This is a genomic window from Prevotella micans F0438, from assembly GCF_000243035.1.
Lineage (GTDB): Bacteria > Bacteroidota > Bacteroidia > Bacteroidales > Bacteroidaceae > Prevotella > Prevotella micans.
In genome coordinates, this window is sequence record NZ_JH594523.1 from 360,004 (window position 1) to 369,858 (window position 9,855).

At 45.2% G+C, this 9,855-nt stretch carries 8 protein-coding genes; all 8 read right to left on the reverse strand.

The window, feature by feature from the left end; genetic code table 11:
• Positions 1-885: 885 nt before the first annotated feature.
• Complete coding sequence (gene mrdA, locus HMPREF9140_RS09325) at positions 886-3,003, reverse strand: penicillin-binding protein 2 (RefSeq protein WP_006953542.1); 2,118 nt, start codon at positions 3,001-3,003, stop codon at positions 886-888.
• Complete coding sequence (mreD, locus tag HMPREF9140_RS09330) at positions 3,000-3,503, reverse strand: rod shape-determining protein MreD (RefSeq protein ID WP_006953544.1); 504 nt, start codon at positions 3,501-3,503, stop codon at positions 3,000-3,002. The genes mrdA and mreD overlap by 4 nt, the downstream gene beginning before the upstream one ends.
• A gap of 14 nt (positions 3,504-3,517) precedes the next feature.
• Positions 3,518-4,399, reverse strand: coding sequence for a rod shape-determining protein MreC (mreC, locus tag HMPREF9140_RS09335; RefSeq protein WP_006953546.1), 882 nt, complete (start codon positions 4,397-4,399; stop codon positions 3,518-3,520).
• Positions 4,400-4,494: 95 nt separating this feature from the next.
• Complete coding sequence (locus HMPREF9140_RS09340; RefSeq protein WP_018572309.1) at positions 4,495-5,517, reverse strand: rod shape-determining protein; 1,023 nt, start codon at positions 5,515-5,517, stop codon at positions 4,495-4,497.
• Positions 5,518-5,610: 93 nt separating this feature from the next.
• Positions 5,611-6,204, reverse strand: a complete 594-nt coding sequence (locus HMPREF9140_RS09345) for an IMP cyclohydrolase (protein ID WP_026253284.1) — start codon at positions 6,202-6,204, stop codon at positions 5,611-5,613.
• Between the two features lie 99 nt (positions 6,205-6,303).
• A complete protein-coding gene (locus tag HMPREF9140_RS09350; protein ID WP_006953558.1) occupies positions 6,304-7,578 on the reverse strand; it encodes an MFS transporter in 1,275 nt (424 codons plus the stop codon).
• A gap of 9 nt (positions 7,579-7,587) precedes the next feature.
• Positions 7,588-8,550, reverse strand: coding sequence for a type I phosphomannose isomerase catalytic subunit (locus HMPREF9140_RS09355; RefSeq protein WP_006953560.1), 963 nt, complete (start codon positions 8,548-8,550; stop codon positions 7,588-7,590).
• Between the two features lie 32 nt (positions 8,551-8,582).
• On the reverse strand, positions 8,583-9,464 hold the full coding sequence (locus tag HMPREF9140_RS09360; protein WP_006953561.1) for an AraC family transcriptional regulator: 882 nt from the start codon (positions 9,462-9,464) through the stop codon (positions 8,583-8,585).
• Positions 9,465-9,855: the final 391 nt, after the last annotated feature.

The following is a 9,855-nucleotide window of genomic DNA, read 5'->3' on the forward strand; positions in this document are numbered from 1 at the left end:
TACGATGCTGCAATATATTTATTATGCATCAAATATTGCTACGATGCTGCATTGCATTTATAAATGCAGCAAAATAGCACTACGATGATGTCTCAAGATTATTTATACACCAAAATATTGCTACGATGCTGCATTGCATTTATAAATGCAGCAAAATAGCACTACGATGATGTCTCAAGATTATTTATACACCAAAATATTGCTACGATGCTGCATTGCATTTATAAATGCAGCAAAATAGCACTACGATGATGTCTCAAGATTATTTATACACCAAAATATTGCTACGATGCTGCATTGTATTTATAAATGCAGCAAAATAGCACTATGATGATGTATCAAAATTATTTTTACACCAAAATAGCACTATGATGCTGCAATATATTTATTGTTACATCAACGTATTAATATTTTGATATATCGATTTTGTTTTTACATCATCGTAGTAGTATTTCGGAATGAATAATTTATTTGCACACCAAAATATATATACGATAGTGCGATAAAGACTGTGGCAGGATTTCAACCGAATGTGGACAGGTTGTCCTAGGTCTCGGTTCTATTATGTGAGTTCGGTTTAAGAATCCGCTTAATCCTAGTGGGGTAGGATGAATGTTAGACACTGATGCCAACTCGGGAGTTAGCCCGCCTGTAGGGACAGACCCCGTGTCTGTCCGCTCGCCTGCCTGTTAAGGATAGGGCATGTTATGCGGTAGGTAAACCGAATTGGTATGGGAATCGGACAGACACGGGGTCTGTCCCTACATGCGGCCGGTAGGGCGAGTTGGTATCCGTGTCTGTTCACCCATTGTACATATAAACAGAGCTTAAGCGGATTCTTAAACCGAATTCACGTTTATATTATATGGAAGTTAGTGGATGTGATTAGTCTTTGTCGCGGTGTTTTTCTCCATCGCCACGGTCGGGTTGGCGTGGGCGACGTTCGGAGCGAACTTGTGGTTCTTCTTCGGGCTGGAGGGCTGGGTCGTTTTGTGGTTGTGACTTTTTTTCTTTTTCCTGTGCGTCTTTTTTGGCTTTAATTTCTTTGAGGCGTTCGGCTTCTTCGAGACGCTGTTTTTCCTGGACTTCACGGAGCGAGTCTCTGATTTGTGCTATACGGCGCAGTGAGTCGAGTCGCAGCGAGTCGCTGTGGCTCATACTGCGTTTGAAGGCGTAGCTGATGTGTCTGCTTTGCATCTGGTTGGCTCGTGCTTGGTCGCCGGGGGTTAGTTTGCCGTTAACGTATTGTTCTATCATGAGTGCGCCGATTGGCACTCCGAAATCGGCTCCGAATCCGCCGTTTTCTACGTATACAGCTATGGCTATTTTGGGGTTTTCTACGGGGGCGAATCCCATAAACACAGAGTGGTCTTTACCGCGGTTTTGGGCTGTTCCGGTTTTGCCGGCAAGGGTGTAGCCTGGATGTACGGCGTGGGAGCAGGTTCCGCCGCGAACGGATGCCATCATGCCGGCTATTACTTCGTCGTAGGCTCGGGCAGAGCCTTTGGTATGGTGCCAAGTGGTGTATTCGGGTGCGAGCTTTTGGCCTTGGACGTGTCGTACGATGTGGGGCGTGATGAAGTGTCCGCGGTTGGCGATGGTTGCTCCGAGGTTGGCTATTTGCAGTGGGGTTAGGTTCACTTCGCCCTGTCCGATGGATATGGATATGACGGATAGAGGGCCCCATCGTCCGAATGCATTATCGTAGAAATGGGCGTTTGGAATCATACCACGTTTTTCGCCCGGGATGTCGACTCCGAGTTTGTATCCGAATCCCATCGAAACCATATAATCGCGCCAAGTGTCCATGGCTTTGTCGAGGGTTTTGTATTTGCGTCGGTTGGATAGCATGTAGTAGAGTCCCCAGCAGAAGTAGGCGTTGCATGATGTGCTGATTGCGGGTACGAGCGAGATTGGTGCGCCGTGGGGGTGACATCCCACGTGGAGGCCTTTGAAAGAGAAGCCTCGCGCACAGGGATAGAGTGTGGAGTCGTTAAGTATTCCTTCGGTGTAGAACGTAACGGCCTGACTGGTTTTGAAGGTCGAACCGGGTGGATATTGTCCCATTATGGCTCGGTTGAGGAGTGGTTTTGCTGGGTCGAGCGACATTTCCTTCTGATGTTTTCCGCGCAGCTTGCCCACCATGGTTCGAGGGTCGAATGTGGGCGATGAAACCATTGCTAGTATTTGCCCTGTCTTAGGTTCGATGGCTACGATGGCTCCGAGCTTTCCTTCCATGAGTCGTTCTCCGAGTGCTTGGAGATTGGCGTCGATTCCGAGTTGGATGTCACGCCCTGGGAGTGGAGGTTGGTCGTATTTCCCGTTTTTGTATCTTCCTTTAATTCTTCCGTGTGCGTCGCGTAGGAGAATCTGCACTCCTTTTTGTCCGCGTAGCGGTTTCTCGTATTCGCGTTCTACTCCCATCTTACCGATATAGTCTCCCGGCTGATAGTAATCGTCTTGCTGTATATCGTGTTCGCTAGCTTCGGCGACGTCGCCAAGGATGTGTGCCGCTATGTTTTGTTTGTATTGGCGTATGCTTCGGCGGCGTATGTAGAATCCGGGGAATCTGTAGAGTTTTTCCTGGAATGCGCTGAATTCTTTGTCGCTGAGTTGATTTATGAAGAGCTGTTGTATGAATCGCGAATAACCTGGGTTTTTACGCGGGTCTTTGATGTCGTTCATCCTCTTAATGAAGAATTCCTTTGTTATGCCTAGCGTTTGGCATAGTTCGAGAGTGTCAATTCTGCCTTTCTCTTCGTTCATGACAACCATAATGTCGTAAGCAGGTTGGTTGTAGACGAGGAGCTTGCCGTGCCTATCGGTTATGATTCCGCGTGATGGAAATTCAATCTTCTTGAGAAAGGCGTTCGAATCGGCACTCTTTCTGTAGTCGTCGCTGGCTATTTGGAGTGCGAAAAGTCGGGCGAGATATATGAATATTATCGCTACAGCTACTGAACTGAGCACCATTCGCCGTCTTTCCATATATACTTTCTTCATATCCTGCTTCGCATTTGTTCGATTACCAGGATAAGTAATATTGTAAGCGCGGTACTTGCGCCGGCACACTCAGCCCATTCGATGAGGTTGAAGAAGCTGAACATTTCTAGAGAGAAGAAAGTAAAAATGTGGATGGTGGTTAATACGAAAATGTAGACTATGAAATTGAACACTCCCAGAGTTCTCATTCCCGGTATGAGAGTTTCGCTGCTTTCGCGCGATAGGAATGGTCTTATAGCAAATGGTTGCAGGGCCGCGATTAGGGTTAGCGATGCCGCGGTGACACCTGGAGTATTGTTGAAGGCATCAAGTGTGAGACCAATGGCGAATGCCCATAGCATGGCAGACCATTGTGGATAATTACGTGGGAAAAGTAGAATAAAGTAGACGTAAAGCAATGGGGTGGCAATACCGAACATGTGGATGTGATTCAGCAAAAACACTTGTAGGATTATGAGGATTGATGCCCATAGAAATCGTTTCAAGAAATCGGTGTTCATTCGTTGGGAATTCTTTATTCTTCTGATGTTGGGTCTTGGGTTAGATTTTTCATTGAGTCGCGTGCAGCTTCAATGACATGTCGCTGTTCGAGAATGGATGAGTCGTCGATAAGGCATACGTCGCGTAGTGTTCCGAAGTCGGTTGAGAGTTGTATTGCGATTCGGAATGATAGCCCGTCTTTTGAATTATAGACATGCTTCACTTTCCCAACTAGAACGCCAACAGGGAAAATAGATGAGTATCCGCTTGTGATAACTCGGTCGCCTATTTTGAATCGGGCGTGTCGGGGTACGTCGTCAAGATAAGCAATATCGCTTCGTCCACCTGCCCATCTTAAATATCCGAAATAGTTGCGACCGGAGATAGAGCAGCTTATGTTCGATTTGGAATTAAGCACAGGGATAACAACAGAATAATGTATGCCTACGAAATAGACTGTTCCTACGATTCCGTTTCCGCAAACAACACCCATGTCTTTGCGAACACCATCCCATGAACCTTTGTTTATCGTGATCAGGTTGTCTTCGCGGTTTATAGAGTTGGCTACTACTTTTGCGGGAATGAGTCGAAACTTTGCGAGTGTGCGGTATTGTCCGCGGGAGAGAAACTGCGGGTCGCGAGTCTTTTCATATAGTTTCGTGGAGAGTTCTTTCACCTCTTGTTCAAGGATGATATTACGCTGGGTAAGCTGTTCGTTATTCTTACTCATAGTGAAGAACGATGTGAGGTTAGAACTCAATTCATATACCTTTCCAGTGACGAAGTTAGCCGATGTGAACCATACGCTTCCTTGATAGTCGTTGAAACGGAATAATAAGACTACACTGGTTACTTCTAAAAAGACGAAAAGAAACCAGTGTTTGTAACGAGCTAAAAATTCGGTGAGATTGTGCATGGTTCGCTATAAAAATCAATCGCCGCCCATCCGAAACGCTCTTCCGTGGGAGAGTGGTTGTCGGCAGACGGCAATCTTTTCACGTGAGTTCCTAACTAACGCATCAGGAACGAAAATCTTTCTACATTCTTCAATGCAATTCCAGCGCCCTTGGCAACACTGTGCAAGGGGTCTTCAGCAATGTGGAATTTAATGTTGATTTTTTCGGTTAAACGTCTGTCTATACCGCGTAGCAGAGCTCCGCCTCCACTGAGGTAGATTCCATTTTTCACAATGTCAGCATATAACTCGGGAGGTGTATTCTCGAGTGCGGACAATACGGCATTTTCAATCTTGGCCACAGTTTTGTCTAAGCTGTGGGCTACTTCCTGATAGCAAACAGGCACTTCCATCGGCAGAGCAGTGATTCTGTTCGGACCGTGAACAACATAGTCTTCGGGGGCATCGCTACCCAGATCCGTCAGCGCAGAACCTACGTGTAATTTGATTCGCTCAGCCATTCGCTCGCTTATTCTAACATTGTGCTGGCGACTCATATACTCTTGGATATCGGCTGTTAAATCATCGCCGGCTACACGAATGGAGTTGTTACATACTATTCCGCCCAGCGAAATCACTGCAATCTCGGTACTTCCGCCGCCGATGTCGACAATCATATTGCCTTCCGGTGCCTCGACATCCAACCCCATTCCGAGAGCAGCAGCCATAGGCTCGAAAATCAAAAAAACATCACGTCCGTCGGCATGTTCAGCCGAATCGCGAACGGCTCTCAGTTCAACTTCGGTTGAGCCCGAAGGCACGCCAATTACCATGCGTAGTGATGGTGAGAAAAATCTGTTCCCACTGTGAACCATCTTCACCAATCCGCGAATCATTTGTTCGCAAGCAGTGAAGTCGGCAATCACTCCGTCGCGCAATGGACGGATGGTTCTAATGTTCGGATGCTCTTTCTCGTACATCATCTTTGCGCTTTCACCTACAGCAATCATCTTGTCTGTACGGCGATCGAGAGCAACCACGGATGGTTCGTCGACAACTATATTGTCGTCGCTAATAATAATGGTATTAGCCGTTCCGAGGTCCATTGCAATTTCTTGGATAAAAGAAAAAAGTCCCATTGTTTGTGTGTTCTAATTAAAAGTGATGGCGGTACTTTAAACACCTCCATCAATAATTTTGTTTGTGTTTGTTGTTTTGTAGTCTATGTGTTTTTACTTGGCAAACCATTCATGTATTGCAGCATCGTAATTACTGCTCACTCCGAATGCCCGCTCGGCAAACATCTTTCGGTCTTCAAGTTCGGTTTGTGCTCCTTTGGTGTTCAACAACTGAAGAAGCACCGGGTATTCGGCCTTGCTCGGAATAATCACAACATCTTCGAAATTCTTTGCTCCGGCACGAATAAGAGATATGCCGCCGATATCTATTTTCTCTATTATTTCCTGGTCGTTGGCACCGTTTATAACAGTTTGCTCAAAAGGATATAGATCTACAATTACGAGGTCTATGTCAGGGATTTCATATTTCGCCATCTGTTTGCGATCGTCTTCATTATTACGACGTGCAAGGATTCCGCCGAATATTTTCGGGTGAAGCGTTTTGACCCTTCCGCCCAGAATAGATGGATAGGATGTTATATCCTCTACTTTTAGGCAGTCGTAGCCAAGTGATTCTATGAAATGTTGGGTACCTCCGGTGCTAAGAAACTTAACTTCTTCTTCGTTGAGTTTTTTGAGCAAATCGTCGAGACCATCCTTATGGAAAACAGATATAAGCGCTGTTCTAATTTGTTTTGTACCAGCCATTATGAAAGCTTTAGAGATTCGTTTGCAAAGGTAATGATTCACAATCAGCATGCAATTTTTTCATGCCAAAAAAACAAAATGAAACCGTTTGTTTCAGGGCTATCCGGCACATTTCTTTCCGAATTCAGGGTCAATTTTAAGCAACGATGCAACGATGAATGGAAACAGACAGGAGAGCATCACAATGATGAAGAATATTTCATAGCCTGCCCATTGTGCCAACGCGCCAGCGAAAAAACCAGGAAGCATCATCGATAGGGCCATGAAGCCGGTACAAAGGGCATAGTGGCTTGTTTTGTGTTTGCCTTTGCTGAAATATATCATAAATAGCATGTATGCGCTGAATCCAAATCCATAACCGAGGTTCTCAATGAACACTGCCGTGCAAATAGCAATGATGCTTTTGGGTAGTTCGTAAGCCAGGTAGACGTAGGCAATGTTAGGTAATGTTATGGCGGTTGTCATGGGCCAGAGCCATCGTTTCAGTCCTCCGCGGCTGGCAACCATACCACCAAGGACTCCACCGATCAGAAGGCCTATGACACCAACTGTTCCATTAACTAATCCATATTCCTTGAGCGATAAAGCCAGTCCGCCTTTTCCTGCCGGGGCTTGAAGAAAGAGTTGTGACACAGGCGTGATGAGCGCTTCGGGTAATCTGAACAAAAGGATGAATGCTATGGCCACCCATACTTGTTTTTTACGAAAAAACGAGATGAATGTTTCAGCAAAATCCCGGAACAAACCGGCTGCTGACAAATGTGTATGTTCGGAATCTTCCGTTGGCTTCGGAAGAATGAAGCGGTGATAGAGCGACAACCCAATAAACAGTGCCATAAGTGTATAAAAAATTAGCGACCAACTAAGCTGTATACCCACTTGTTTCTGCATTATTCCTGCGAGAGCGACAAGTCCGCCTTTTCCCACAACAATAGATACTCTATAAAATGTAGAGCGTATACCAACGAAAAACGTTTGCTGATGCTGGTTGAGTCCGAGCATATAAAATCCGTCGGCGGTTACATCGTGGGTTGCGCTACTGAATGCCAGCAACCAAAAGAAGCATATAGTGCCTTGCAGCCACCACACCGTGTCTACCGTAAAAGCCACGCTGGCAAAAGCTGCACCAAGCAACATCTGCATTGAAACAACCCACCAGCGTTTAGTTTTAATAAGGTCGAGAAACGGACTCCAAGCGGGTTTTATCACCCACGGAAGATATAGCCACGAGGTATAAAAGGTTACTTCGGCATCTGACAGCCCCATCTGCATGTAAATCTCTATCGACAAAAACGTAACCGCAACATATGGCAGTCCTTCGGCGAAATAGAGTGACGGAACCCAGGTCCATGGAGATATTTTTCGTTGCTTCATGGGGATTTTTTACACGTAGGTTTCAAGGAATTTTACGTTACCCGATACCTCAATAGTTGTCGAGTCGGCTGACACGAGTAGGGTTTCACCAGCTTGTAACTTATATTCTCTATCCTGCTCGTCAATCACTGTTCCATGCCCTTCAAGTGCAATCAGAATCACGAATGAATCGAGCTCTGAATAGTCCAGTGTCATAGGCTCTGTGAGATCATAAAGACTGGTTGTGAAGTGTTCGCAGCCCACCAGTTCAACGGCTTCGTTTTTTGCCGGAGTATAGTGTGTCCTGTAGTCGGCTGCCACTCTGTAATCTATACACTCGGCTGCCTCGCAAGTGTGAAGTTGCCGATAGTTTCCATTTTTATCTTTGCGTTTAAAGTCGTATATCCTATAAGTAACGTCACTCGTTTCTTGGATCTCAGCAAGGAAGCATCCGGCTCCGATTGAGTGAATTCTTCCAGCAGGTAAGAAGAATACATCGCCCTCTTTGACGTTGTATTCGACTAGAGCCTCGGTTATCGTGTCGTTTTCCACCATAGCCTTGTATTCCTCGGGTGTTATGCTTTTTTTCAATCCGCTACGAAGAGTTGCATTGGCTGAGCTTTTCATTATATACCACATCTCGGTTTTTCCTCTTCCCAATCCTCGAGCTGCAGCTTTCTTATCATCTGGATGAACCTGAATTGACAACTGTTCGCGAGCATCAATAAACTTAACTAGCAACGGAAATTCGTTTCCGAAGCGTGCGTAATTCTCCTTGCCAACTAACTTCGCTCCCATTTCTTTGAGCACATCGTTCAGTTTCCAACCGGCAAATTTGCCTTCGAGCACCACGCTCTCGTTATTCTTTACTCCCGACACTTCCCAACTTTCGCCCACCTGTGTTTCGGTGGATTGCAGATGTTTAAAAGGGATAATTTTGTCTCCGCCCCAAAGCGTTTGCTTCAGCAGCGCACAGAATCTTAATATTTCCATCTTATTGATTATTTCACGCCTAGGTGTAACCTCTAGACGATTATCTTGATTTTTCTGTACTGTTCACGGAACTCACTAGGCGAGCAGCCTTTCTTACGTTTAAAAATGCGATTGAAATTACTAAGGTTATTATATCCGCACTTGAAACTGATATTTGCAACGCTCTCTTCTGTATTGAGTAGTAATCTTGATGCGAATCCCATACGCACATCAATTATATAATCACTTAGAGTCCTACCAGTATGCATACGGAAGAACCGGCTGAACGAACTTTGACTCATATTAGCCAAATCGGCCAATGTTTCGAGCTTCAATTCATACATATAATTCTCATTAATATAATTCTTCACCTTCAGTACCCGTTTCGAATCGTCCTCAATCTGCACCTTTGCATACGATGATGAGGCCAGTGTTCTTGCTCCACCCGAACGTGCCAGCGTATCTAGAATACGAAGGAATCTCAACAGCGCCTCAAACTTTCCGTTCACCTGTGAAAGCATATCAATGTCGTGATAAACCTTCATTATCGCACTGGTTGAGAAAGCTAATCCTTTCTGCGCCTCTTTGAGCATATTACGTATTGGTAGGAATGGTCTTTTTTCGAAGAATCCATCATCGAGTCCAAACTTGAAGTGCACTGTTATTTCTCTTATGTCGTTGCTTGTACACTGATACTGTTCCCAGACGTGTTCCAGGTTTTCGCTGGCGATGAGTGCCAAATCGTATTCGCCTATAATCTCCGTACAGTCACCAACAATCCTACGTACACCGGGTGCGTGTTCAACGAAATTGAGCTCATATTCTTCGTGATTGTGAATCGGGTAGTCGAACTCTTTTTTATGTCTTTCGGCAATGTACAAGGCATCTTGTTCCTCAAGTAGAGTTATTTCGTGCATTACGTGGAATCCATTCATGTGTGCAAAGATAATTGAAGATGATTGCAAAACAAATTTTGCTCTCCATCATAAACAGTTTTACGGTCTACCGATGCTTTAGCAGCCCTATTGTACCTGTAAATTGCGACAAATGTGTACGTGGAGGCGAATAATGTTGCTACTTTTCTTTTTACAAGATATTTGCTCAAACAAATTGATTCCTATATCTTTGCCGCCGTGAGTTACATAGCAACATATTCCATCGCCCCGATGACGCAGAGAAATTTCGATTTCTCTGTGATTTTTTCGTCTGATAATTTGGTGGGCTCGGAAAAAGTGCTAACACACACACACACACACACACACACACACACACACACACACACACACACACACACACACACACACACACACACACACACACACACAC